21 protein-coding genes are annotated in these 25,554 nt (G+C 71.0%); 20 read left to right on the top strand and 1 reads right to left on the bottom strand.

Annotated features, from left to right (window positions below; translation table 11 throughout):
* Positions 1-429 precede the first annotated feature (429 nt).
* From AB0I10_RS33715 to AB0I10_RS33810, 20 genes are all read left to right on the top strand, one after another.
* The gene (locus AB0I10_RS33715) at positions 430-1,197 is read left to right on the top strand and encodes a DUF4232 domain-containing protein (RefSeq protein ID WP_363156496.1); all 768 of its coding nucleotides are present in this window, start codon (positions 430-432) and stop codon (positions 1,195-1,197) included.
* Positions 1,198-1,416: 219 nt separating this feature from the next.
* Positions 1,417-2,508 carry a hydrogenase expression protein HypE gene (locus AB0I10_RS33720; protein ID WP_363156498.1) on the top strand — a complete coding sequence of 364 codons (1,092 nt, stop codon included), beginning with the start codon at positions 1,417-1,419 and terminating at the stop codon, positions 2,506-2,508.
* A 136-nt stretch (positions 2,509-2,644) separates the two neighbouring features.
* Positions 2,645-4,429 (top strand): nickel-dependent hydrogenase large subunit, encoded by a 1,785-nt coding sequence (locus AB0I10_RS33725; protein ID WP_363156499.1) that lies wholly within the window; start codon positions 2,645-2,647, stop codon positions 4,427-4,429.
* Positions 4,426-5,040, top strand: coding sequence for a hypothetical protein (locus tag AB0I10_RS33730; RefSeq protein WP_363156500.1), 615 nt, complete (start codon positions 4,426-4,428; stop codon positions 5,038-5,040). The genes AB0I10_RS33725 and AB0I10_RS33730 overlap by 4 nt, the downstream gene beginning before the upstream one ends.
* Before the next feature lie 20 nt (positions 5,041-5,060).
* On the top strand, positions 5,061-5,699 hold the full coding sequence (locus AB0I10_RS33735) for a DUF5947 family protein (RefSeq protein ID WP_363156501.1): 639 nt from the start codon (positions 5,061-5,063) through the stop codon (positions 5,697-5,699).
* Positions 5,696-6,376 (top strand): DUF6084 family protein, encoded by a 681-nt coding sequence (locus tag AB0I10_RS33740; RefSeq protein ID WP_363156502.1) that lies wholly within the window; start codon positions 5,696-5,698, stop codon positions 6,374-6,376. The genes AB0I10_RS33735 and AB0I10_RS33740 overlap by 4 nt, the downstream gene beginning before the upstream one ends.
* A complete protein-coding gene (locus AB0I10_RS33745) occupies positions 6,373-7,794 on the top strand; it encodes a hypothetical protein (protein WP_363156503.1) in 1,422 nt (473 codons plus the stop codon). Before AB0I10_RS33740 ends, AB0I10_RS33745 begins: the two co-directional genes overlap by 4 nt.
* A 59-nt stretch (positions 7,795-7,853) precedes the next feature.
* Complete coding sequence (locus AB0I10_RS33750) at positions 7,854-8,408, top strand: hydrogenase maturation protease (protein ID WP_363156518.1); 555 nt, start codon at positions 7,854-7,856, stop codon at positions 8,406-8,408.
* Between the two features lie 284 nt (positions 8,409-8,692).
* Positions 8,693-9,148 (top strand): hydrogenase maturation nickel metallochaperone HypA, encoded by a 456-nt coding sequence (locus AB0I10_RS33755; protein ID WP_363156504.1) that lies wholly within the window; start codon positions 8,693-8,695, stop codon positions 9,146-9,148.
* A gap of 3 nt (positions 9,149-9,151) precedes the next feature.
* Positions 9,152-9,865 (top strand): hydrogenase nickel incorporation protein HypB, encoded by a 714-nt coding sequence (hypB, locus tag AB0I10_RS33760; protein ID WP_363156506.1) that lies wholly within the window; start codon positions 9,152-9,154, stop codon positions 9,863-9,865.
* Positions 9,862-12,273 (top strand): carbamoyltransferase HypF, encoded by a 2,412-nt coding sequence (gene hypF, locus AB0I10_RS33765; RefSeq protein ID WP_363156507.1) that lies wholly within the window; start codon positions 9,862-9,864, stop codon positions 12,271-12,273. Before hypB ends, hypF begins: the two co-directional genes overlap by 4 nt.
* Positions 12,274-12,319: 46 nt before the next feature.
* Positions 12,320-12,652, top strand: a complete 333-nt coding sequence (locus AB0I10_RS33770) for a HypC/HybG/HupF family hydrogenase formation chaperone (RefSeq protein ID WP_363156508.1) — start codon at positions 12,320-12,322, stop codon at positions 12,650-12,652.
* Positions 12,649-13,773 carry a hydrogenase formation protein HypD gene (hypD, locus tag AB0I10_RS33775; RefSeq protein ID WP_363156509.1) on the top strand — a complete coding sequence of 375 codons (1,125 nt, stop codon included), beginning with the start codon at positions 12,649-12,651 and terminating at the stop codon, positions 13,771-13,773. The genes AB0I10_RS33770 and hypD overlap by 4 nt, the downstream gene beginning before the upstream one ends.
* A 22-nt stretch (positions 13,774-13,795) precedes the next feature.
* Complete coding sequence (gene hypE, locus AB0I10_RS33780) at positions 13,796-14,875, top strand: hydrogenase expression/formation protein HypE (protein ID WP_363156519.1); 1,080 nt, start codon at positions 13,796-13,798, stop codon at positions 14,873-14,875.
* 227 nt (positions 14,876-15,102) lie between these two features.
* Positions 15,103-16,113, top strand: coding sequence for a hypothetical protein (locus AB0I10_RS33785; RefSeq protein ID WP_363156510.1), 1,011 nt, complete (start codon positions 15,103-15,105; stop codon positions 16,111-16,113).
* Positions 16,114-16,210: 97 nt separating this feature from the next.
* Positions 16,211-17,344 carry a hypothetical protein gene (locus AB0I10_RS33790; protein ID WP_363156511.1) on the top strand — a complete coding sequence of 378 codons (1,134 nt, stop codon included), beginning with the start codon at positions 16,211-16,213 and terminating at the stop codon, positions 17,342-17,344.
* Positions 17,325-20,507: an ATP-binding protein gene (locus tag AB0I10_RS33795; RefSeq protein ID WP_363156512.1), complete on the top strand. Its 3,183-nt coding sequence runs from the start codon at positions 17,325-17,327 to the stop codon at positions 20,505-20,507. Before AB0I10_RS33790 ends, AB0I10_RS33795 begins: the two co-directional genes overlap by 20 nt.
* On the top strand, positions 20,504-21,646 hold the full coding sequence (locus tag AB0I10_RS33800) for a trypsin-like peptidase domain-containing protein (RefSeq protein WP_363156513.1): 1,143 nt from the start codon (positions 20,504-20,506) through the stop codon (positions 21,644-21,646). The genes AB0I10_RS33795 and AB0I10_RS33800 overlap by 4 nt, the downstream gene beginning before the upstream one ends.
* 88 nt (positions 21,647-21,734) lie before the next feature.
* Entirely contained in the window at positions 21,735-22,811 is a 1,077-nt protein-coding gene (locus AB0I10_RS33805) for a serine protease (protein ID WP_363156515.1), read from the top strand.
* A gap of 25 nt (positions 22,812-22,836) precedes the next feature.
* A complete protein-coding gene (locus tag AB0I10_RS33810; protein ID WP_363156516.1) occupies positions 22,837-23,403 on the top strand; it encodes a MepB family protein in 567 nt (188 codons plus the stop codon).
* On the opposite strand, the gene AB0I10_RS33815 is transcribed toward AB0I10_RS33810, so the two are convergent.
* Positions 23,394-25,265 carry a long-chain fatty acid--CoA ligase gene (locus AB0I10_RS33815; RefSeq protein WP_363156517.1) on the bottom strand — a complete coding sequence of 624 codons (1,872 nt, stop codon included), beginning with the start codon at positions 25,263-25,265 and terminating at the stop codon, positions 23,394-23,396. The genes AB0I10_RS33810 and AB0I10_RS33815 overlap by 10 nt on opposite strands.
* Between the last annotated feature and the right edge of the window lie 289 nt (positions 25,266-25,554).

The raw sequence follows: 25,554 nt of genomic DNA on the forward strand, positions 1-25,554 counted from the left end.
CATGCCCTGGGGGTCGCCGACGCCGGCGACCGCGACTTCTACGGCAATCCGATCGCCGACCCGCCGAACATCGGCGCCGACCAGGGGCGGGGGGAGTAGCGGGAGCGGCCGGCCCGCCACTCCTCCGCTGCCTGCCGGGGCCGGCGGGGCTGTCGAGGCCATTGGGGCGGATGGGCCGGACGGCCGAACCCCGTCGTGGTGCGTCCGGAACGCCGGAAATTCTGCGATTCTGAACGGCGCACCCCGAGTTCCGGCTGGTGAAACGGGCCACCGGGGTCACCCTCAGGCCCGGTGCCGCGGCTCGTTAGCGGTGCGTTAGCGCCCTGTTAGCGGACCGGCAGTGCCCTGGGTCACGCTGGAAGAGCAAACGGACGGACCGTGCGTACCCACGGAAGGAGTACGCACCGCACCCACACGAGGGGGAGACTCATGTCGCTCACCATCAAGACCCGTAGCCGCCGCGGCCTGGGGGCACCTCCCAGCGTTAGCTGGGGGCGTGTCGCCGCCGGATCGCTGATCGCCGTCGCGGCGCTCACGCTCACCGCCTGCCAGGACGGCCCGGGCAGCGCCTCCGGCCCCTCGTCGGCCACCGCGTCCGCCACCACCGGCGGAGACGGCAGCCAGGGTCCGAAGTCGTCCGAAAGCAAGACGCATCCCTCCGGCGGCGAGGGGCACGCCTCCGAAAGCGCCGGGCAGCCGTCCACGGGCGGGGCGAGGCCCACCGGCGGTAAGGCCAGCCCCAGTCGGCCGAGCTCCGCCGAGGCCAACACCTCACCGATGACGTCGTCGGACCGCTGCACCGCCGCCAATATGTCGCTGCGCCTCGGCCGCGAGGACATCGGCGCGGGCAATATCCGCTACCCCCTGGTGTTCACCAACAAGGGCAAGACGGCCTGTACGCTGCGCGGCTTCCCCGGCGTCTCGCTGATCCAGCGTGACGGCTCGACCGTCGGCAAGCCCGCCACCCGCGAGGGTGCGGCCGGCGGGTCCGTCCGGCTGCAGCCCGGGAAGAGCGCGCACGCCGTGCTGCACACCGTCAATGACGGCATGTCGGACACCCCGTGCTGGGCCGCCTCGCAGCTCGTCTATGTCTACCCGCCCGGTTCGAAGGACGCGATGACCACGGGCAGCCGGGGACTGCGGGTGTGCGGCGGCCGGTTCACCGTGACGACGGTGGAGGCCGGCTCCCTGGGCTGACGTAGGCCTAGCAGGCGGCGGGAGAGTACGGGGCGGGCGCACCGCGGGGGTGCCCTAGGGCCCGGCCATGCCCCATCGGACAGGCCCTGGCCCCGTCGCCGGCGGCTCATCACCGGATCGGCCTCGCTGACGGCGCCAGCCGTTCGTAACGGTGCTACCAAGGGGAACGGAAGCCGTAATGTGCGCTTTCGTCGTATACCTCCCTTAGGAGACCTCCCCATGGGCGCAGCAGCTGAGACCGAGACCGGCAGCCGGGGTGCCGCCCACGCGCCGTCCGCCGAGGACGAGTCCCCGATCCACATTCTCTGGATCAACGCCGGTCTGAGCTGCGACGGCGATTCGGTGTCGCTGACCGCCGCGAGCCAGCCGAGCATCGAAGAGATCGCGCTCAGCGCGCTACCGGGGCTGCCCAAGGTCGCCGTCCACTGGCCGCTGATCGACTTCGAATGCGGCCCGGTCCAGGGCGCGGACACGTTCATCGAATGGTTCTTCAAGGGCGAACGCGGCGAGATCGACCCGTTCGTGCTGGTCATCGAGGGGTCCATCCCCAACGAGGCCATCAAACCGGAAGGCTACTGGTGCGGTTTCGGGGACGACCCCGAGACCGGGCAGCCGATCACCACCAGTGAGTGGATCGACCGACTCGCCGACAAGGCGCTCGCCGTCGTCGCGATCGGCACCTGCGCCACGTACGGCGGCATCCATGCGATGGCCGGCAATCCGACCGGTGCGATGGGCGTGCCCGACTACCTGGGCTGGGACTGGACGTCCAAGGCCGGCATTCCCATCGTGTGTGTGCCCGGCTGCCCCATCCAGCCCGACAACTTCTCGGAGACCCTGGTCTATCTGCTGTACCAGGCGGTGGGCGCGGCCCCGATGATCCCGCTGGACGACCAACTGCGGCCGACCTGGCTGTTCGGCGCCACGGTGCACGAGGGCTGCGACCGGGCCGGGTACTACGAGCAGGGCCAGTTCGCCACCACGTACGACTCGCCCAAGTGCCTGGTGAAGCTCGGCTGCTGGGGTCCCGTGGTGAAATGCAATGTGCCCAAGCGGGGCTGGATGAACGGCATCGGCGGCTGCCCGAACGTCGGCGGTATCTGTATCGCCTGCACCATGCCCGGCTTCCCCGACAAGTTCATGCCGTTCATGGACGAGCCGCCCGGCGCGAGGGTCTCCGTCACCGCCAGCGCCACCTACGGCAAGGTCATCCGGCGGCTGCGGAACATCACGGCGAAGACCGTGGACCACGAGCCCAAGTGGCGCCACCGCGGCGACCAGCTGACGACCGGCTATCCGTCCCCCTGGTGACCGCACGCCCCACCGCTCCGAACGACCCCACCGCTCCGAACGACCCCACCGCTCCGAACGACCCCACCGCTCCGGCCAAACCACCGCTCCGGCCAACCCCACCTCCCGCGCGCAACGAAGGGCAACGGCACACACGATGGCACCGACGACAAAGACGGCCGGTGACGGCAGCGGTCTGACGGAGATGTCCTGGGACCCGATCACCCGGATCGTGGGCAGCCTCGGAATCCACACAAAGATCGACTTCAAGCAGAAGCGGGTGGCGGAGTGCTACAGCACCTCGTCGGTCTTCCGCGGCTACAGCGTCTTCATGCGCGGCAAGGACCCGCGCGACGCGCACTTCATCACCAGTCGGATCTGCGGCATCTGCGGCGACAACCACGCCACTTGCTCGGTGTACGCGCAGAACATGGCGTACGGGGTGAAGCCCCCGCACCTGGGGGAGTGGATTATCAACCTCGGCGAGTCCGCGGAGTACATGTTCGACCACAACATCTTCCAGGAGAACCTGGTCGGGGTCGACTACTGCGAGAAGATGGTCCGCGAGACCAACCCCGGTGTCTGGGAACTCGCCCAGCGCACCGAATCGCCGCACGCCGGCGACCACGGCTACCGCACCATCGCCGACATCATGACCGCCCTCAACCCCATCGAGGGCGAGTTCTACCGCGAGGCGCTCCAGGTCAGCCGCTACACCCGCGAGATGTTCTGTCTCATGGAGGGCCGCCATGTGCACCCCTCCACGCTCTACCCGGGCGGCGTCGGCACCGTCGCCAGCGTCCAGCTGTTCACCGATTACCTCACCCGGCTGATGCGCTACGTCGAATTCATGAAGCGGGTCGTTCCGCTGCACGACGACCTCTTCGACTTCTTCTACGAGGCGCTGCCCGGCTACGAAGAGGTGGGCCGACGCCGCATCATGCTCGGCTGCTGGGGCGCGCTCAACGACCCGGACCACTGCGACTTCACCTATCGCAACATGACGGACTGGGGCCGGCGGATGTTCGTCACCCCGGGCATCGTCGTCGACGGCGAGCTGGTCACCAACGACCTCACCCAGATCAACCTCGGCATCCGGATCCTGCTCGGCAGCTCCTACTACGACGACTGGCAGGGGCAGGAGCAGTTCGTCACCCACGACCCGCTCGGCAACCCCGTCGACCCGCGCCACCCCTGGAACCAGCACACCATCCCCGCCCCGCAGAAGCGGGACTTCAACGACAAGTACAGCTGGGTGATGTCCCCCCGCTGGTTCGACGGCAAGGAGCACCTGGCGCTGGACACCGGCGGCGGCCCGATCGCCCGCCTGTGGTCGACCGCCCTGTCCGGGCTCGTCGACACGCCCTACGTCAAGGCCACCGGCCGGAGTGTCGTCATCGACCTGCCGCGCAGCATGACGAAGCCCGAGACCCGCTTCGAATGGAAGATCCCGAAGTGGAGCAACGCGCTGGAGCGCAACCGTGCCCGTACCTACTTCCAGGCGTACGCGGCCGGCATGGCGCTGCACTTCGCCGAGAAGGGGCTCGAAGAGGTCCGCGCCGGACGCACCCAGACCTGGGAGAAGTTCGAGGTCCCGGACGAGTCCATCGGCTGCGGCTTCACGGAGGCGGTACGCGGCGTCCTCTCGCACCACATGGTGATCCGGGACGGGAAGATCGCCAACTACCACCCGTATCCGCCCACGCCCTGGAACGCCAGCACCCGCGACACCTACGGCACGCCGGGCCCGTACGAGGACGCGGTCCAGAACACGCCGATCTTCGAGGAGAACACCCCGGACAACTTCAAGGGCATCGACATCATGCGCACGGTCCGCAGCTTCGACCCCTGCCTGCCCTGCGGCGTCCATATGTACGTCGGCGACGGCAAGTCCGTACAGAAGATGCATGTGCCCACCGGCCTGAGCGGACTGAGCGGATGAGCGCCCCGTCGGACACTGCTGCCGCACCCGCGAAGACCGCCGCCACACCGCACGCCGAGACGACCGCACGGTGCGTCGAAGAGGTCCTGGACCGTCTCGCGCAGCGCGGCGATGCCGAATCCACCGCGGCCGCCGAGGAACTCGTCCGCGTCCTGATGGACTTCTACGGAGCGGGACTCGCCCGGATCATGCGCCTCCTCGACCGCGGGACGGACCGCGCGGGCGGCGACGGCCCGAGGGCGGCACTGCTCGGCGACGAGTTGGTGGCGAGCCTGCTGGTGCTGCACGAACTGCATCCCGAGAACACCTCGGCCCGCATCGGCCGCGCCCTGGAGAGCGTCCGGCGCCAGAACCCCGCAGGAGCCCTGGAAATCGCCGGGTTCGATGAGGAGACCGGTGTGCTTCGGCTGAGATCGTCCGGGTCCGGGGAGGGCTCCGGCGGCTGTGGTTGTCCGAGTACGGCCCAGGCGGCCCAACAGGCCGCCGAGAGCGCCCTGTCCTGTTTCGCGCCCGAGGTGACCTCGGTGCAACTGGAGACCGCGGGAGCGCAGGCCGAACCGGCCCTGTTGCAGATCTCCCGCCGCCCGCCGACCGCCGCCACCACCTCGTGACCGGCCGTCAGCCGGCGACCGTGCGCCCCGGACCAGCGGCAGCCCACCGCGGCCTGCGTCGATTCCGTACGCCGCCGCCACCGGCCCCCGAGCGCTGCGAACTGTGCGGCGCGGTGCTCACCGACCGCAACCACCGCCATCTGGCCGACACCCGCCGGCGCGCGCTGGCCTGCGCCTGTACCCCCTGCGCGCTGCTCTTCGACCAGCCCGGTGCCGGACAGTTCCGTACCGTCCCCAACCGCTGTCTCGCCGACCCCGACCACACTCTCGACGACGCGGCCTGGGACCGCCTCCAGATCCCCGTCGGCGTCGCCTTCTTCCTCCGCGACGCCGCGCAGGACCGGCTGGTCGCGCTCTACCCCAGCCCGGCCGGCGCCACCGAGAGCGAACTCGACCCGTCGACCTGGCAGGCCGTCCTCGGCGCCAGCCGCCTCGCCGGGCTCCTCGAACCCGACGTGGAGGCCCTGCTGCTGCGCCGCTCCGAGGGCCGTATCGACTGCTACCTGGTGCCCGTCGACATCTGCTACGAACTGGTCGGCCGGATGCGCCTGTTGTGGCAGGGCTTCGACGGCGGCGCCGAGGCCCGCGCCGCCCTCGCCGACTTCTTCGACGGGGTCGCCCGGCGGGCCCGCGCGCCGAAGGAGGACGACCGTCCGTGACCGACCTCTCCTTCGTCTGCACCGGTGTACGCGCCGACCGGTACGCCGCCGGGCCCACCCTCGTCTTCCGGCTGCGTATCACGGCCGCCGACGCCGCCCGGGTGCACGCCATCGCGCTGCGCTGCCAGATCCGGATCGAACCGGCCCGCCGCGGCTATGCGCCCGAGGAGGCCGCGGCGCTGACCGACCTCTTCGGCGAACGCTCCCGCTGGGGCAGCACCCTCCAGCCCCTGCAATTCGCGCAGGTCTCGCTCGTCGTCCCCGGCTTCACCGGTGAGACGGAGGTGGACCTCCCCGTCCCCTGCACATACGACATGGACGTCGCCGCGAGCCGCTACTTCCACGCGCTGCGGGACGGTGAGGTGTCGCTGCTCCTGCTGTTCTCCGGGACCGTGTTCGCCGGCGCCGGCGGCTTCCGCGTCGAACCGGTGCCCTGGGACAAGGAGGCGCCCTTCCGGATGCCGGTGCCCGTCTGGCAGGAGATGACCGAGGCGCACTTCCCCGGCTGCGGCTGGGTCCGGCTGCCGCGCGAGACCCTCGACGCGCTGCTCGCCTTCCGCTCCCGGCGTGCACTGCCCTCCTGGGAAGCGACGGTGGAGGCGCTGCTGGCCACCGCCCGCGCCACGGAACCGTTCCCCGTTGCCGCCCGCCCCGCCGCCGAGAGGACCGCGCCGTGACGACCACCGTCCTGCCCGACGAGATGGCGGACCGGTTCGCCGTCGCCCGCCAAGTGGCGGACGCCGTGCTGTTCGAGGGCTATGTGCTCTACCCGTACCGGGCGTCCGCGGCCAAGAACAGACTCCGCTGGCAGTTCGGTGTGCTCGTACCGCCCAACTGGGGGGCCGAGAGCGCGGAGCACTCCTTCCAGCGCACCGAATGCCTGATGGAGCCCAGAGCCGGCGCCCGACTCTCCGCCGAACTGCGGTTCCTGCACGCCCAGCGGCGTACGGTCCAACGCCTTTGCCCCGACGGCGAGTTCGAGGACGTGGCAGAGCTGGAGCTGCCCGACCGGGTGCTGGTCCCGTGGGACGAGGGGGCGGAAGAGCGCGTCACGTTCGTCGCCGATGTGGCGGAGCTGTGCGGCGACGGCATCACCGTCCCGTTCTCCCGGCCCGCGCGGGAGGAGACCGAGCCGGTGCACGACGCGGAGGGCCGGCCCGTCGGCCGGCTGGTGCGCCGCCGCGAGGAGGTCAACGGGCTGGTGCGGCTGACCGCGAGCGAACTCGACGGCCCCTACACGGCGATGCGGCTGACCGCCACCGTGGAGAACACCAGCGACTGGACGCCGGACGGCACGGCCGACCGGGACGCCGCGCTGCCCCGTTCCCTGGTCGCCGCGCACCTCCTCCTCGGGCTCGGAACGGGCGCGTTCCTGTCCATGACCGATCCGCCCGAGTGGGCCAAGGGCGCCGTCGCGACCTGCCGCAATCTGCACGCCTGGCCGGTACTCGCGGGCGAGCCCGGCCGCGCCGATGTGCTCCTGTCCTCCCCGATCATCCTGGAGGACCACCCGGCCATCGCCCCCGAGAGCCCCGGCGCGCTCTACGACGCCCTGGAGATCGACGAGATCCTCGCGCTGCGCACCGCCGCCCTCACCGACCAGGAGAAGCGCGAGGCCCGCGGCACCGACCCCCGGGCGGCCGAGGTCATCGAACTCGCCGACTCGATGCCCCCCGAAGTGCTGGAACGGCTGCACGGCGCCGTACGGGCGCTGCGCGAGGTCACCGGACCCGGCCCGGCCGCGCCCCCGGACCCGGCGGCCCCCGACGTGCCGGGCCGCCGCCCGGAAACCCCCTGGTGGGACCCCGAGAGCGACCGCAGCGTCGACCCCGTACGCGACCGGATCACCGTGGACGGCCGGTCGATCGGCGCCGGGAGCCGGGTCCTGCTGCAGCCGGGCCGGCGCCGTACCGACGCCCAGGACCTCTTCCTCCAGGGACGCAGCGCGCATGTCGAGGCCGTGTTGCACGACGTGGACGGCGGGGTGCATCTCGCGGTGACCGTGGAGGGCGATCCGGGCGTCGACATCCGGCGCGAACAGGGCCGTTTTCTGTACTTCCAACCCGACGAAGTCGCCCCCCTGGAGGACGTGTGAGCACCGACGCTCCCCTCGGCGAACCGCCCGCCGAGCTGCCCGACGAACCATTCGACGAGCTGCCCGGCAAGCCGCCCACCAGGACCCTGATCGCCGGTGTCGGCAATATCTTCCTCGGCGACGACGGCTTCGGAGTCGAAGCCGTCCGCCGGCTCGCCGACCTTCCCCTTCCGCCCGGAGCGGAGATCATCGACGCCGGTGTACGCGGCGTCCACCTGGCCTACCAGATGCTCGACGGCTACCACACGGTCCTGCTGGTCGACGCCTCCGCACGCGGCGGCGAACCCGGCACCGTCTACCTCCTCGACGCCACCGACCCGGCGGCCCCCGCCTGCCCGCAGAGCCCCGCACTCGACGGCCACCTCATGACGCCGGACACCGTGCTCGCGCTGCTCGACACGCTCAGCGAGGGCACCGGTGGCAGCCGCCCGGAGCGGGTGCTGATCGTCGGCTGTGAACCCGCCGACGTCGAGGAGGGCATCGGGCTGAGCGAGGCGGTCGGCGCCGCGGTCGACGAGGCCGTGGCGCTGATCCTGGACCTGCTCGACCCGGCGCGTCCGCAGGGAGTCGGGACCCGGCCGCGCAGCAACAACGCCCAAGCCGCACACCGCTGACTTCCGGCCGCACACCACTGACCACTGAGAGGAACCCACATCATGCTGAAGCTCGCCCTTGGCGGGGCGGCCACCGCCGCGCTCGCCGTCGCACTGAAGTCCCTGCTGCCCGACCTCAGGCGCTACCTCCGTATGCGGGCCATGTGACCGCTGGGACGGGGCGACGCTGCACCGAACGGCGTACGCCACCGCGCCGCCCCGGCGAGGCACCCCGGGCGCCCTCAGGCCGCACCGTCTAATGAAGCCGAGCGGCACCCGGTCAACCCCGCACCAGATGGAGACCGATGCACGAGATGTCCATCGCGCTGGCGGTCGTGGACCAGGTCGAAGGCGCGGCCCGGCCCGCCGGGGCAACGACGGTCAGCAGCGTCCGGCTCCAGGTCGGCGAACTGGCCGGAGTGGTCCCCGACGCGCTGGCCTTCTCCTTCGAACTCGCCTGCGCGGGAACGGTGCTGGAGGGTGCCGAACTCATCGCGGAACCGGTCCTCGCCCGTGCTCGCTGCCTCCCCTGCGCGGACACCTGGGCGGTGGGCATGCCGCCGCGGCTGAGCTGCCCGCGGTGCGGCACCGCGACGGCGGAGCTGCTGTCCGGCCGTGAACTGCAGATCGTCAGCGTGTGCTGGCACGACGCCCCGGCGCATGTACCGACGTCTGTGCCGGCACCCGTACCGACGTCCGTACCGGCACCAGTCCCGGAGCACCTGCCGGCCGATCGTCCACCGACCAATGAGGAGCGCTGAACCATGTGCCGTGTCGTCGACCTGCAACAGGCGGTCCTCGCCAAGAACGACGCCTGCGCCCACGCGCTGCGCGAGGACCTGGCCGCCCGCGGCACCGGCATCGTCAATCTGCTGTCCAGCCCGGGCAGCGGCAAGACCGCCCTGCTGGAGCGGGAACTGTCGCTCGCCCGGCGCCGCGGCGTGCCGGTGGCGGCGCTGACCGCCGACCTGGCCACCGAGAACGACGCGGTACGGCTGGCCCGGTCCGGTGTGCCCGTCAAGCAGGTCCTCACCGACGGACTGTGCCACCTCGAAGCCGGGATGCTGGGCGGGCACCTCGACGGCTGGCTTCCGCCGGACACCCGGCTGCTGTTCATCGAGAACGTCGGCAACCTCGTCTGCCCGGCCTCCTACGACCTGGGGGAGACCCTGCGGATCGTGCTCGCCTCGGTGACCGAGGGCGAGGACAAACCGCTGAAGTACCCCACCGCCTTCGGGCTGGCCCATCTGGTCGTGGTGACCAAGACCGATATCGCCGAGGCCGTCGCCTTCGACGAGGAGACGTTCCGCGCCAACGTCGAACGGGTCAACCCCGGCGTGGAGATCGTCCGCACCTCGGCGCGCCAGGGCGACGGGGACGGCGTGCTGCTGGACCGGGCGCTGGCGGCGCTTGACGGAGCTTCCCGTCACATCCCGGTCATGGCACGGCAGTTCCCGGTCACGACCCGGCAGTCATGACCACCCGGCAGGTCGACGAGGCCTCCGGCACCGCCCCCGCGACGGCCGTCGCACGCCGCCGGGTCACCGTGCGCGGCGTCGTCCAAGGCGTCGGGTTCCGCCCGTTCGTGCACGCCCTCGCCACCGAACTGGGACTGACCGGGCATGTGACGAACACCGTCGAGGGAGTCGTCACCGAAGTCGAGGGCGCCCCCGTCGCCGTCGCCCGCTTCGGCGAACGGATCGGCGGGGATGCGCCACCACTGGCCGTGGTGGAGACGGTCGACGGGGAGGACATCGCCGCCATCGGCGGCTCCGGCTTCACCATCCTCCCCTCCCGCACCGACGGCATCGCCCGCACCCTGGTCTCCCCGGACGCCGCCACCTGCGACGCCTGCCTGGCCGAGCTGACCGACCCGGCCGACCGCCGCCACCGGCACCCGTTCCTCACCTGCACACACTGCGGGCCGCGCTTCACCATCGTCACCGCACTCCCTTACGACCGCGCGCAGACGACCATGGCGCGCTTCCCGATGTGCCCCGACTGCACCCGGGAATACACCGATCCGGCCGACCGCAGGTTCCACGCCCAGCCCATCGCCTGCCACGACTGCGGCCCCCGCCTGCGTCTGCTCACCGCGGACCCGGGCGACCGCACCCGCCCGCCGTACGCGGTGACCGGCCCCGATCCCGTCGCCGAGACCCGCCGCCTGCTCGCCGACGGAGCGATCGTGGCCGTCAAGGGCCTCGGCGGCTACCACCTCGTCTGCGATGCCGCCGACGACACCGCCGTCACCCTGCTGCGCCGCCGCAAGGCCCGCGGCGACAAACCGTTCGCCCTGATGGCCCGTCACCTCTCGGACATCCGGCACCTGGTGCGCGTCGGCGTCGAGGAACGCGCTCTGCTCACCGGCGCGGTACGCCCCATCGTCCTGCTGCGCCGCCTCCCGGAACCCGCCCCGGGACCCGGAGGCCCGCGGTTGTCCCGGGCCGTCGCCCCCGGCAGCCCCGACCTCGGCGTCATGCTCCCGTACACCCCGCTGCACCACCTGCTCCTCGGCCTGCCCGGCGACCCTCCCGGGCCCCGGTTGCTCGTGATGACCAGCGGTAATGTCGCGGGCGAGCCGATCGTCACCGACGATGACGAAGCCCTGCGGCGCCTCGCGCACCTCGCGGACGCCTGGCTCACCCACGACCGCCCGATCCAGGTCCCGTGCGACGACTCGGTGGTCCGTATCTGCGATGGGGAGCCGCTGTTCGTGCGCCGCTCCCGCGGCTACGCCCCGTTCCCGGTCCGGCTGCCCGTGCCGGTACGGCCCGCGCTCGCGGTCGGCGGCGATCTGAAGAACGTGTTCTGCCTGGCCGAAGGCCGCCGCGCCTGGCTGTCCGCGCACATCGGCGACATGGACGACCTCGCGACCCAGACCGAGTTCGAGCGAGGCGAAGCCCACCTGGAGACGGTCACCGGGGTACGCCCCCGGCTCCTGGCCGCCGACCGGCACCCCGGCTACCGCTCCGGCCAGTGGGCGCAGCGCCACACCGACGGCAGACCGCTCGTACGCGTCCAGCACCACCACGCGCATATCGCCGCCGCCATGGCCGAACACGGCCTCGACGGCGCCCACCCGGTCATCGGCGTCGCCTTCGACGGCACCGGACACGGCGACGACGGCGCGGTCTGGGGCGGCGAGATCCTCCTCGCCGACTACGCCGGATACCGCCGCTTCGGGCATCTTGCCTACGTCCCGCTGCCCGGCGGCGACACCACCGTCCGGCGCCCGTACCGGATGGCACTCGCGCATCTGCGCGCCGCGGGCATCGACTGGGCCGGTGACCTGCCCCCGGTGGCGGCCTGCCCGCCCGACGAGCGGCGGTTGCTGGACCGGCAGCTGGCACGCAACCTCAACTGCGTTCCGACCTCCAGCATGGGCCGCCTCTTCGACGCCGTCTCCTCGCTGGCCGGGATCTGCCACCACGCCGGCTACGAGGCCCAGGCCGCGGTCGCCCTCGAAGCCGCGGCGCTGACCGCCGGCCAGGACGTCGGCCCCGGCTACGTCTTCGCCCTGCGGACCGCACCACCCGCCGCGGGCGGCACCGACCTCGTCGCCGACCCGGCCCCGGTGCTCGCCGCCATCGTCGAGGACCTCCGCGCGGGCACCGCCCCGGCGCTGATCGCGGCCCGCTTCCACACCGCGGTCGCCGGCCTCGTCCGGCGCGGCTGCGCCCTGGCCCGGGAGCGCACCGGCCTGCGGACCATCGCCCTGACCGGCGGCGTCTTCGCCAACACCCTGCTGGCCGCGGACACCGCCCGGCTGCTGCGCGAGGACGGCTGCACCGTGCTGCGCCACCGCCGGGTCCCGCCGAACGACGGGGGACTGGCGCTCGGCCAGATCGTGGTGGCGGCGCGTCGGACGGGAGCCGTGACCTAGGCCACGGCGAGGCGGATGCAACGTACCCACGACGAGGAGAGGGCCCATGTGCCTGGCGGTACCCGGCAAGGTTCTGGAGATCGAGGAACGGGACGGCACCCGTATGGCCACCGTCGACTTCGGCGGAGTGGTCAAGGAGGTGTGCCTGGAGTACGTCCCCGACCTCACGGTGGGCGAGTACGCGATCGTCCACGTGGGCTTCGCGCTGCAGCGGCTGGACGAGGAGTCGGCCCGGCAGACCCTCGCCCTCTTCGAGGAACTCGGCCTGCTGCAGGAGGAGTTCGGCGACCCCTGGGAGGCGGCGGCCGCGGAGGCGGGCGGCGGCCCCGACCAGCGGCGGCCGGCCGTTGGCGACGGAGCGCGGGAGGCGCGGCAGTGAAGTACATCGACGAATTCCAGGACCCCGAGCTGGCCCGGCGCCTGCTCGACGACATCCGTGCGACGGTGACCAGGCCCTGGGCCCTGATGGAGGTCTGCGGCGGCCAGACCCACACCATCATCCGGCACGGCATCGACCAACTCCTGCCCGAACAGGTGGAGTTGATCCACGGTCCGGGCTGCCCGGTCTGCGTCACCCCGCTCGAAGTCATCGACAAGGCCCTGGAGATCGCCGCCCGACCCGACGTGATCTTCTGCTCCTTCGGCGATATGCTCCGCGTCCCCGGCAGTGACCGCGACCTGTTCTGGGTCCGCAGCGAAGGCGGCGACGTACGGGTCGTCTACTCGCCGCTCGACGCCCTGAAGATCGCCCAGCAGAACCCGCACCGCGAGATCGTGTTCTTCGGTATCGGCTTCGAAACCACCGCCCCGCCCAACGCCATGACGGTCCGTCAGGCGCGCAAGCTCGGCATCCCCAACTTCAGCCTGCTGGTCTCGCACGTCCGCGTCCCGCCCGCGATCGAAGCGATCATGACCTCGTCCAGCTGCCGGGTCCAGGCGTTCCTCGCCGCCGGACACGTGTGCAGCGTGATGGGCATGGGCGAGTACCCGGCCCTGGCCGAACGCTTCCAGGTCCCGATCGTGGTCACCGGCTTCGAACCGCTGGACATCCTGGAGGGCATCCGCCGCACCGTCCGCCAGCTGGAACGCGGCGAACACACCGTGGACAACGCCTACCCGCGCGCCGTACGCCCCGAGGGCAACCCCGCTGCCCAGGCCATGCTGGAGGATGTCTTCGAGGTCACCGACCGCGCCTGGCGCGGCATCGGCGTCATCCCCGCCAGCGGCTGGCGGCTGTCCGCCCGCTACCGCGACTACGACGCTGAACACCGCTTCTCGGTGGAGGGCATCACCACCCGTGAGCCTGCCGCCTGCCGCAGCGGAGAAGTCCTGCAAGGGCTGCTCAAACCCCATGAGTGCGAGGCGTTCGGCACCACCTGCACCCCGCGCACCCCGCTCGGCGCCACCATGGTCTCCAGCGAGGGTGCCTGTGCCGCCTACTACCTCTACCGCCGACTCGGCGTCACACCCACCCCGATGGAGGCGAGCCCCGTTGCCTGACACCACCCTCCCCGCCACCGGCGTGCCCTCCCCGGCCGCCCGCGACCTGCCCACCATCGACATCTCCGGCTGGACCTGCCCGGCCCCGCTGCGCGACCAGCCGCGGGTGGTCATGGGCCACGGCGGAGGCGGCGCGCTGTCCGCCGAACTCGTCCAGCAGATCTTCGCCCCCGCCTTCGGCGGTGACCTCCTCGCCCAGCTCGGCGACTCCGCGGCGGTATCCCTCGGCGGCGCACGCCTCGCCTTCTCCACCGACTCCTTCGTCGTCCGGCCGCTCTTCTTCCCCGGCGGCAGCATCGGTGACCTCGCCGTCAACGGCACGGTGAACGACCTCGCCATGAGCGGCGCACGGGCCGCCTACCTCTCCTGCGGGTTCATCCTGGAGGAGGGCGTCGAGATGCCGGTGGTCGCGGCGGTCGCCGAGGCGATGGGCGCGGCCGCGCGGACCGCCGGGGTCGAGGTGGCCACCGGCGACACCAAGGTCGTGGAGGCCGGCCACGGAGACGGCATCTACGTTAATACGGCCGGCATCGGCCTCATCCCGGACGGCGTGGACCTCCGCCCGCAACGCGTCGTCCCCGGCGACGTGGTCATCGTCAGCGGCCCCATCGGCGTCCACGGCGTGGCGATCATGAGCGTCCGGGAGGGGCTGGAGTTCGGCGTCGAGATCGAGAGCGACTGTGCGGCCCTCGGCGGCCTCGTCGAGGCGATGCTCGCCGTCACTCCCGACCTGCACGTACTGCGCGACCCCACCCGTGGTGGCCTCGCCGCCGCCCTCAACGAGATCGCCACCGCCGCCGGCACCGGAGTCGTCCTCCAGGAACGTGCCGTTCCCGTCCCGCCCACCGTCGCCAACGCCTGCGCCATCCTCGGCCTCGACCCGATGTACGTCGCCAATGAGGGCAAACTCGTCGCCTTCGTCCCCCGCGAACACGCCGACGCCGTCCTGGAGGCGATGCGCGCTCACCCCCTGGGCGCCGGGGCCGCGGTGATCGGCGAGGCCGTCGAGGACCACCCCGGCATGGTGGTGGCCCGCACTCCGCTGGGCGGCACCCGGGTGGTCGATCTGCCGATCGGGGAGCAGCTGCCGCGGATCTGCTGAGGCCCATATGTCTGCTGACGCTGGGTTAGGGCCTGTCCGATGGGTCAGGGTCGGAATGGCCCTTAGGCTCACACCGTGAACGGATGCTGTTCCAGGAATTCGTCCCGGGCCGGCCGGTCACAAAGAAGTTCGGGCTCTGCGTCGGGGGCCGATTGGCGGCCGCCTCGACACGGCCCAATACTGGCAGTGCCGGTGCTTTCGTGCGGTGACGGTCCACTGGAGGTGCGATGCAACCCAGGGTCATCTACGTCCACGGCAATGGGAACAAGGTCCGTCCGGAATTGCTCAAGTCCCAGTGGGACACGGCGCTTTTCGGCAGGGATATGGGCGAGTCCTCGCGTATGGCGTACTGGGCTTCGCTGCGGTACGAGAAGCCGCTGCCCGATTTCCGTCCGGACCCGCTGGACGGCGGTCCGGTGGGAGTCGAGGAGGCGGTGGCATCCACCGGTTTACCGGTGTCCGAGGAGATGCCCGCGCCCGCCGAATTCGAAGCGCCTGAGCAATTCGTGGCGAAGACTCTGGGAGAAGCGCAGTTCGATGCCGGTGGCGTCGCGGCGGAAAGCCTCCCCGGACCCGCTGTGGAGGAGGCGCTCGCCGGCTGGCTGCGGGACATGGTCTACCTCGCGGACACGCTTTCCGACAGCGAGGAGCATGAGGTGGACGGGGGGAGCACGGGTGGTGCCGGGGAGTTCACGGAAACCGGTGCCGGTGATCAGCTCCCGCTGGAGACCTTGCCGTTGCCGCGGTCCGCCCGTAGCGCGGTCTTCCGATTGCTCGTCAAGCACACGTTCAAGGACGTCCACGCCTATTTCTTCGGCGGGGCGGGACCGGCGATCCGTGATGTGGTCAAGGAATCGCTGGAGGGCTTGGACGGGGCACCCGTCGTGGTGGTCGGCCACAGCCTGGGCACCATCGTCGCCTACGAGGTGCTGGCGGAACAGGGGCGGGACGTGGAGCTGCTCGTCACCGTCGGATCGCCGCTGGCGATCACCGAGGTGCAGGACCACCTGGCGCGGCCGCCCGCCGTCCCGACCGGCGTGCTGGCCTGGCGCAACGCCTCGGACCTGCGCGATCTGGTGGCTCTCGACCACACGCTCCGCCCCGAGTACGCACCGCAGGACCGGGTGACCGACCTGCTGGTCTCCAACGACAGCAGGAACCACCACGGCATCACCCAGTATCTGTCGAATCAGCAGGTCAGGGAGCCGGTCCAGCAGATCTTCCACCGCCTTGCGTGAGGGGCGTACCGGCTTGCGCGAGGATGTACTGGGTGGAAACATGACAAAAGGGAGGCCGTCCGTGCCGTGCTCCTGAGGGCGGCTGGGTAGGTGTGCTATGCCGTTGGCCGAAACGGAATGGGACCTCGTCACCATCTGGGTGCGCGAGTACCTCCTCGACACCACCGACCCGCATACGCAGCTCGCCCAGTACGGATTTCCCGAGGAGTTCGTCGGCGCGCTGCCGTTGACGAGCGTCAGTGCGGAGAACGCCCGCGCACTGGTGCAGGCCTCCCGCAAGGACATCGAGCGGCAACTGAAACTCGTCGAGGCCGTCACCGCGATCGACCGGCTGGCGGTACTGCCGGAAATCGCGAAAGCCCGCGAGTTCCTGGAGCGGCTGCGCGAGGACCGGCGTACCCACGCCTCCCAGGACAATTTCCGTACCTGCGTCCTCAAGAACGGCACCGAGGTCTTCATCGACCGCCAGGATCTACGGGAAACGCTGCGCCAGTTCGTGGCGGACCCGGAAAAGTCCGTACTGCTCGTCGACGGCGATCCGGGCAGCGGTCGGTCGTACACGTACAACTTGATTCGCCACATCGGACAGCACAGCGGATTCCGTCCGGCGCGTGTCACCTTGTCGCGTACCGCCACCGCCGAGAAGGTCATCCGGCGGCTGGCCGAATTCGTTGCCGACCCCCGCGCGGGCGTCTCGCCGCTGAACCCGACGGAACTGAACGACCTGCTGCCGTCGATCGACGATGCCGTGCACTGGGTCGTCGGCCGGGCGACCGCTTTCGAGGAGCGCTTCTGGCTGGTCCTCGACGAGTGCGACAAGCTCGATCCCAGCTCCGATGTATGGGACTTCATCGGGCAATTCGCCCTCGCCATCTACGAGCACGCCGCCGTGCGCGGAGACCAGGCACCCCGCCTGGTGCTTCTCGGATACGGGCCCGCGATGCGCCAACTCCCTTACGACCTGCGGGGAAGTATGTGCTGGGACACGGCACGGATCGCCGAACCCGCCGATCTGCGCCATTTCTTCGACCAGTACTTCCACGAATCCCCGCCCAAAATCCTCGGCACCGGAAAGCCTGAGGAATCCTCGATCGCGGAACTCGTGGACGTGGCCGTCGAAGAGGTTCTCCGCGCCGCTCAGGCCGACGGCAACGGCAACGGCGGCGAAAGCTATATGCGGAAGGTCTGCACGGCGGCGGAGGGGGCCATCCGTGTCTACCGATCCCTCTGAGGTGCGGGACCTGTTCACTGCCCGGCTGCGCCAGGAATTGCGCGGAGGCAAGGACAGTACCCGCACCGTCTCGAACACGCGGGCGGCCTACCGGCAGGCGGCCTGCCTGCTTTCCCGCTTCGACCCGCTGCTGCTCCGGCTGCCCGGAGAGGACCGCGCCACCGGCGGCGCGACCCTGGAACTGCTCGACGACTGCACCCACATGGGCATGCAGGACCACGCCACGTGGACCCTCAAATCCGATATCAGGGAAAGGGCCTTGCGGGGGCTGCCCGGCCCGGAGGCCGCCCGGCTCGCCCTGGAATGCAATCGTGACCAGTTCCCCGAGGAGCCCGGTCCGGAACACTTCGCGCTGGCCTGCCTGGCCGGCAGCCCGCCGCAGTCGGCGGGCCGGAACGCCGACGAACTGGCCGACACCCTCCAGGCCGTGCTGTGGCTCTCCCGCGTACCGGGCATCGGCGGACTGCCGGACATCGGGCAGCTCCAGCACGCACTGGAACGGGCCAGGCTCCTGCAGCCCCTCGAACGCCTCGTACAGGGACCGTTCCAGGGGCGCACCCGCGAACTCGCCGAACTGCGCGACTACGTTTCCGTAGGCAAGCCGGCCGGACAGGAGCCCGCGGACGCCCGCCCGGCCCCCGAACCCCCGCTCGTCATCCACGGCCCCGGCGGCATGGGTAAGAGCACCCTCCTCGCCAAGTTCCTGCTGGACAGCATCCACGACCGCACCCCCTGCTTCCCCTTCGCCTACATCGACTTCGAGCGGCCCACGCTCTCCATCCAGGAGCCGGTCACCCTGATCGCCGAGGCCGCCCGGCAGCTCGGCATCCAGTACCCCGCCCACCGTGCCGAGCTGAACACACTGGCGGACGAGTGCCAGCAGACGGCCCGCAGCCAGCGGCAGGGCCAGGACCGGGTGACCCAGCTGCACCGGCTCGCCACCACCCGGGCCGTCCTGGGGCGCGGCTCCTCACAGGAGTTCCACCTCCTGGCGGCCGGGCGGGAGACCGACCTCATCCGGCGGGTGGCCGCCATCCTGGTCCGGGCGGTGGCGGTGCCGGAGCGGCCGAACGAGCCGGCGCCGCCGGAGCCGTCAGCCCCGCCGTTCGTGCTGGTCATCGACTCGTTCGAGGAGGCCCAGTACCGGGGGTCGCCGGTGCTGGGCAGGACGTGGGCGATCTGCGGTGCGCTCCAGCAGGTCTACCCGCGGCTGCGGGTCATCGTCTCCGGGCGCGCCCCCGTCGACCATCCCGCGCGGACCATGCCCTCTCGGGAGATCGAACTCCACGAACTCGATCCGCAGGCGGCCGTCGGCCTCCTGAGAGCCGGCGGCGTCAACGACCCCGATGTGGCAAGGGCGTTGGCCGAACGGGTCGGCGGCCATCCGCTGAGCCTGAAACTGGCCGCCCGGGCCGCCACCCTCGGCGGAGGCGACGCCGACGGGACCGGCGAGCTCATCGAGAGCCTGCCCGCCCGCCGCCGTGACGTCTTCCGCCGCGTCGACCAACTGCTCGTCCAGGGCATCCTCTACGACCGGATCCTCAACCACATCCCGAACCCGGACGTCCGCCGGCTCGCCCACCCGGGCCTGGTACTCCGCGTCATCACCCCCGAGATCGTCAAGGACGTCCTCGCCGAACCCTGCGGGCTGCCGGTGGCGACGCTGGACGACGCCCGGCTGCTCTTCGACGAGCTCTGCCGCCTCGACATGGTGGAGCACGCCAGCGCCGAGGCGGTGCGCTACCGAGGTGATGTCCGCGCCATCATGCTGCGCCTGCCGGACAGTGACCGTACCGCCGTGTTGCGCGACGTCGAACGGCGCGCGGTCGGCTATTACGCCGCGCAGGACGGGCTGGAGGCACGCGCCGAGGAGATCTACCACCGGCTGCGGCTGGACGAGAACCCGCGCTCGGTCGAGGAGCGGTGGTTGCCCGGTGTCGAGCGGTTCCTGGCCGGCGCGCAGCAGGACATGACCCCGAGGGCCGCCGGCTTCCTCACGGCGAAGCTCGGTGCGGGGGCTCCCGACCAGGTCGCCGCGGGCGCCGACCAGGAGGACTGGGAGCGGATCGCCGCCCGCGAGGTCGAGGATCTGCTCGCCCAGGGCTTCGCCGAGGCGGCGTTCACCCGGCTGGGGAGACGCCGGCCCTGGACGCCGTGCAGTCCGCTGCACTCCCTGCTGCCCGAGACGCTGAACCGGCTCGGACGGCGCGAGGAGGCCCGTCGCGCCGCGTCGGACGCCATCGAGCAGGCCAAGAGCGCGGGCTGCGACGACCGTCGGCTGGAACTGCTGCTGCTCTCCGCCCGCCTCGCGGAGGACGCCGGCGACCTGCAGAGCGCCGGCCACGACCTGCGGCTGGCCGAGGACGTCGCGGTCGGACTCGGGCAGGACCTCGAAGCGATGGGCGCGCTGCTGGCCCGGGCCCGGCTGGCCGCCGGAGCCGAGACCCCGGACGCCGAGGCGGACGGCCAACTCGCCCTGCGGCTACGGAGGTTGCCCGATGAGGTACTCGCCGACCAGCCGGTGCTCGTACGCGCGGTCGCCTCGCAGATCTACGGCCAGGATCCCGGGGCGCTCGACCACGCGCTGGCCGTCGTGGGCCTGCCGACGGACGACGAGACACTGGACACCCTGGGAGCGGCGATGTGCCGTGCGACCTCCCGTCAGCCGGGGCTGCTGCGCCCCGTGATGGAGATCCTGGACGAGGCCATCGGCCCGCCCCGGCAGCCGGCGGACGAGGCGCCCACCGGCATCACCGGGATCCTGCGCCTGGCCCGCGACCGCGGCACCCTCGACGAGGTCGCCCGGCGGCTGCTGGCCATGCCCGACAAGAGCGGCGAGATCGTCGCCGGGGTGGCCGCCGCCACGGGCGTGGGCACCCGCGGCCGTACGGCGACGCGAGCCGTCACCGCCCCGGGGACCAAGCCCCCCAAGCCGGATGACGCATCGTCCGAACTGGACGACGGGACCCCCGAACCGGACGACGGGACCCCCGAACCGGACGACGGGACCCCCGAACCGGACGAAGGGACCTCCGAACCGGACGAAGGGACCTCCGAACCGGACGGAGAAACCTCCGAACCGGACGGAGGAACCCCCGACCCCGATGAAGAAATCCCCAAGCCCGATGAAGGGAAGGCCCGCCCGCGGCCTGATCGCTTGTGACCGCCTATCTCTCGCCCGACGAGATCCTCACGGTGCGGGACGCCGCCCTGGAGACCGGGCTCGCCGACCCCTCCGTCCGGCTGATGCTGTTCGACGGCATCATGCCCAGATACCGCGGCACGCTGCCGCTGCTGCCCGCGCCCGGACGGCAGCTGCACTCGGATCTGAACGAGATGAACCGGGTGGAGCGGCTCGTGGACGGCACCGTTCCGCTGGAGATCTGGCTGCGCAACGCCGTCGCCCAGACCGCCGAGGCCACGCCGCTCACCATTTTCCAGCGCGCCCTGGACGATGTGGCGCGGAACGCCGGAGGCGAGCCGGACGTCATGGCCGGCGTGCCCGCCCTGGAAATCAAGGAAGAAGTCGTCTTCCGCGATGACACGGTCCCCATCGGATTCCTCCGGGGCGGTGACCAGGCCGGCGCGGCGGTCGCCCGTATCAAGGTCTCCCCGTATCAGGGCGGCGCTCCGCTCCAGCCGAACGGTTTCCCGCACGCCGGTACGGGATGGCTGATCGCCCCGGATCTGCTCATCACCAACCACCACGTGGTTAATGCCCGCGCCGGAACCGGCACCGGGCGGCCCGTCGCCGAGGCCTCGGACCTCCGCCTCCAGGCCCAGCACACCAGCGCCCGGTTCGACTTCGACACCGACGAGGTGGAGACGGAGGAGGCCACCGTCACCGAACTCGTCGCCGCGGACCCGGAACTCGACTACGCGGTCCTCCGGCTGGCCGCCGAGCCCTCCCGGCCCGTACTGAAGCTGGCGAAGCAGGCGCTGGCCGTCGCCGAGGGCGACTACGTGGCCGTCAACATCATCCAGCACCCCGGCGGTCAGCCGAAGCGCGTCGCGCTGCGCAACAACCTCGTCTACGAAGCGGACGAGCACGATGTGCGTTACTTCACCGACACTCGCGGCGGATCCTCCGGTTCGCCCGTCTTCACCGACGACTGGAAAGTCGTGGCGCTCCACCGTGGAGCACGACGCGTGGAGAACGTGATGTACCAGGGCAAGACGACGGCCTTTGTCAACGTCGGCACCCAGATGAGCAGCGTCCTGCGTCACCTGGCGGCCAACAGCCCCGGCATCCACTCCGAGATCGAGACGGCACAACGAGACGGAAACGACGGATCCACATGACGACGTGACGGCACAACACGACCGACATGACGCCATGACAAGACCGACGTGACGACATGACGCGACCGACGTGACCGAGGAGGTCGATATGCGCAACCGGAGCCGTACCAGATCACCCGTGGCGACCGACCCCGAGCAGGTCTTCTCGGACCTGCGAGAGGTCGCACAGCGGGTACGCGACGGACTGTCCTGGGAAGTCCCCGAATCCGCGCCGGAGCTGCCCGCCGAAGAGCTGCCCGCCGGCCAGATATCCCAGTACGCCCAGCAGGAACGGACCCGTGTGCTGTCGGCGGGCACCAACGGCCTGGAGAAGCTCGCCGAAGGGCGCGCGGACGAGATCACCGACGACGAGTCCTTCGGGATGGAGGCCATCGTTCTGCTCGAAGGCAGACCCGCCATCCTCGTCCAGCACCATGACTTCACCTCGCAGCAGGGCGACTGGGCGGTGCTCGACGGCCACCGGGCCGCGATCTGCGAGTCCATCGCGCGCGTCGGACGGGTCGAGGTCTCCGGGCACGTCAGCCTGGACTGGCTCGGTACCGCGTTCCTCGTCAGCCCCGGCGTTGTCATGACGAACCGTCATGTCGCGCTGGAGTTCGCCCGTGGCGACGGCACCGGCTGGACCTTCCAGCAGGGCATGAGCGCCCAGCTCGACATGGCCGAGGAATACGGCGCCACCCCGGGTGCGATGCCGCCCGCCTACAACATCACCGAAGTGCTGGGCATCCATGAGGACGTCGACATGGCCCTGCTGCGGGTCGTCCCGTCCGACGGCGACGGCGACGGCGCGCCGCTCGCTCCCCTGGCCGTGGCCGCGGACGCACCCGCCGACCTGCCCGGACGTCCGGTGTACTGCGTCGGCTACCCGGCATGGGACGGCCGCCGCAATGAACCGGAGTCGATGCGCAGGATCTTCATGGACGTCTACAACGTCAAACGCCTCCAGCCCGGCACCACCACGGAACTCGTGCCCGAGCAGACCGTCATGAAGCACGACTGCTCCACGCTCGGCGGCAACAGTGGCTCGCCGGTATTCGACCTCGCCGACCACCGCGTCCTCGGCCTGCATTTCGGCGGCCGGTACGGCTTCGGCAACTACGCGGTGCCGCTGTGGCAGATGGTGGAAGATCCGCTGTTGCAACGCGCGGAGGTCAATTTTGTCTGACCGCCGTCCCGCGGAGAATGGAGCAATGACACCGAACTGCGACGGCGCCACGGAATTCCCCGCCGCCCACCCCGATCCCTGGTCCTCCACGGGGCCGCTGCCTGGCGACCTCCTCGCGGCGAAGGCGCTGGTGTACGACCCGAGCGGGTTCGGCTGCGGACGGCCGGAAGCCGAAGCGGAGAGCGCCGACTATGCGGCACATGTTCTTACCGTGGACGGCCACGCCATCAGGTTTCGCGTGGCCAGAACAACTCCGACGAAGGTCGGCCAGTTCGTCACGGTGTGGAAGAGGTCGGCGGACGGCCCGATCCAGCCCTTCGACGCTGCGGACCCGGTCGACCTCTTCGTCATCAGCACCCGTGAGGGCCGGCATTTCGGACAGTTCGTCTTCCCGAGAGCCGTGCTCTGCGAAAAGGGCATCGTTTCGAGGAACGGTGTCGGCGGGAAACGGGCGTTCCGTGTCTACCCGCCGTGGGTCACCACGACGAATCGCCAGGCCGGAAATACGCAGAAATGGCAGCTGAACCATTTCCTGGACATCGGTGACGGGCCGGTCGACCTGGCCCGCTCCCGGTCGCTCTATCACCCGTGAGCCAGGCGCGCCCCGGAATACAGCGCCTCGATCTCCTCCGCGTACCGCCCCGCCACGGCCGCCCGCCGTACTTTCAACGTCGGTGTGAGTTCCCCGGACTCGACCGCGAAATCCTCCGCGAGGATCGCGAAGGCGCGGATCCGGGCCGGGCGGGCCACCCGCTCATTGGCCGCGTCGACCGCCTCCTGTATCAGCGCGCGGACCGCCGGATGGCGGGCCGGGGCGTCGCCGGGCGAGGTGCCCGTACGGGCGGCCCACTGCGCGATCTCCTCGGGGTCCAGGGTGATCAGCGCGACCGGGTACGGGCGGCGGTCACCGATCATCACCGCGCGGGAGACATAGCGCGACTCCTGGATGGCGAACTCGACCGTCGACGGAGTGAGGTTCTTGCCGCTGGAGGTGATGATCAGCTCCTTCTTGCGGCCGGTGATGGAGAGGAAGCCATCGGCGTCGAGCACGCCCAGGTCGCCGGTGTGCAGCCAGCCGTCGGCGTCCAGCGCCTCCGCGTCCGCCTCGGGATTCGCGTGGTAGCCGGGGAAGACGTTCGTGCCGCGGGCCAGCACCTCACCGTCCTCGGCGATCCGGACCTCGCAGCCCGCGACCGGCCGCCCCACCGTCCCGTACCGCACCGCCCCCGGGTGATTGAGCGAGATGACGCCCGCCGACTCCGTCATGCCGTACCCCTCGTGGACCGCGATCCCACAGGCTCGCAGAAAGTCCAGGGTCTGCGGAGCGATCGGTGCCGCGCCGGTCAGCGCCCACCGCAGCCGGCCCCCGAAGGCCGCCCGGACCAGCGAGAACAGCGTCTCGTCGGCGGCCCGCCAGCGCGCCAGCAGCTCCCCGGTCGGCTCCTCGCCGCGGTCACGCAGCTCGGTGACCTCGACCCCGGCCCGTACGGCCGCCTCGAAGCGGTCCCGGCCCTCCTGCGACTCGGCCAGTGAACGGACCGTGGCGTGCACCTTCTCGAAGAGGCGGGGGACGGACGGCAGATGCGTCGGGCGGACCTCGGCCAGCTCGGCGACGACGTTCTCGATCTTCCCGCCGAAGTAGCAGAGGGTGCCGCCGAGCAGCAGCGCCTTCAACTCGATGAGCTGGGCGAGGAGATGGGCGAGCGGGAGATACAGATAGGTGACATCGCCGGGGCCGCCCTCGATGAGGTACGCGGTGCTGTCCTGGACGGCTGCGAAGTTGCCGTGTGTGAGTCGGCAGCCCTTGGGCGGGCCGGTGGTGCCCGAGGTGTAGACGATGGCCGCGAGATCCGCGTCGGTGACCGCCGCTGCGCGGGCCTGGAGTTCCGACAGCGCGGCGGGGGAGGGGAGAGCGGCCAGCGCGAGCACCTCTCTCCCGGTCTCTTCCCCGGTCTCTTCTCTGGTCTCTTCTCCGGTCTCTTCCGCGCCCCCGCCCCCGCCCCCGCCCCCGTCCCCGGACTCTGCCACGGCCTCGGACAGCAGGACGACATGGCGCAGATCAGGAAGCGTGGAGCGGATGCGTGCGACGCGGGCCGCCTGGTCCCGGCCCTCGCAGATGACCACACGCGCGCCGGAGTCGCCCAGCACCCAGGCGAGTTCCTCGTCCCCGGCCGTCGGATAGACCGGCACCACGGCAGCGCCCGCCGCGAGCGCGCCGAAGTGCGCATACGTCCACTCCGGACGGGTCTCGGACAGAATCGCCACCCGATCGCCCGCCCGGACCCCGAGACCGCCGATCAGTCCGCGCCCCACCGCCCGTACGGTGTCCCGTAGTTGGCCGTACGAGCGGTCGCCCCACCCCTCGCCCTCTCTGAAGCGCAGCGCGGGAAGATCGTGGAACCGCTGCGCCGCCCACTCGGTGAACACGGCGAGGGTGTCAGGCCTGTGGTGCATCGCGCCTCCAAGAGAGCCAGGGACTTGATCCAGGGACTTGAGCCAGGGACGTGAGCCGGGGACTTGAGCCAAGGACGTGAAGGACCGTGCGGCGTTGCGGGTCCGTACGGCGCTGACCGCCCGCACGGCTCGTACGACGCTATGGACAGCCGCTGACCGCCGGGGATGACAAGAACCGTCACCCCCACTGACCTCTTCGCTCACGACGGCTACCGTGTCGGGTCATGAGCGAGCGCAGCATGGGGGTCCCTCCGGCCGAAGTCCCCCGGCTACCGCTGGGAGGTGCCCC

The organism is Streptomyces sp. NPDC050636, assembly GCF_040654775.1.
In the GTDB taxonomy this organism is placed as follows: Bacteria; Actinomycetota; Actinomycetes; order Streptomycetales; family Streptomycetaceae; genus Streptomyces.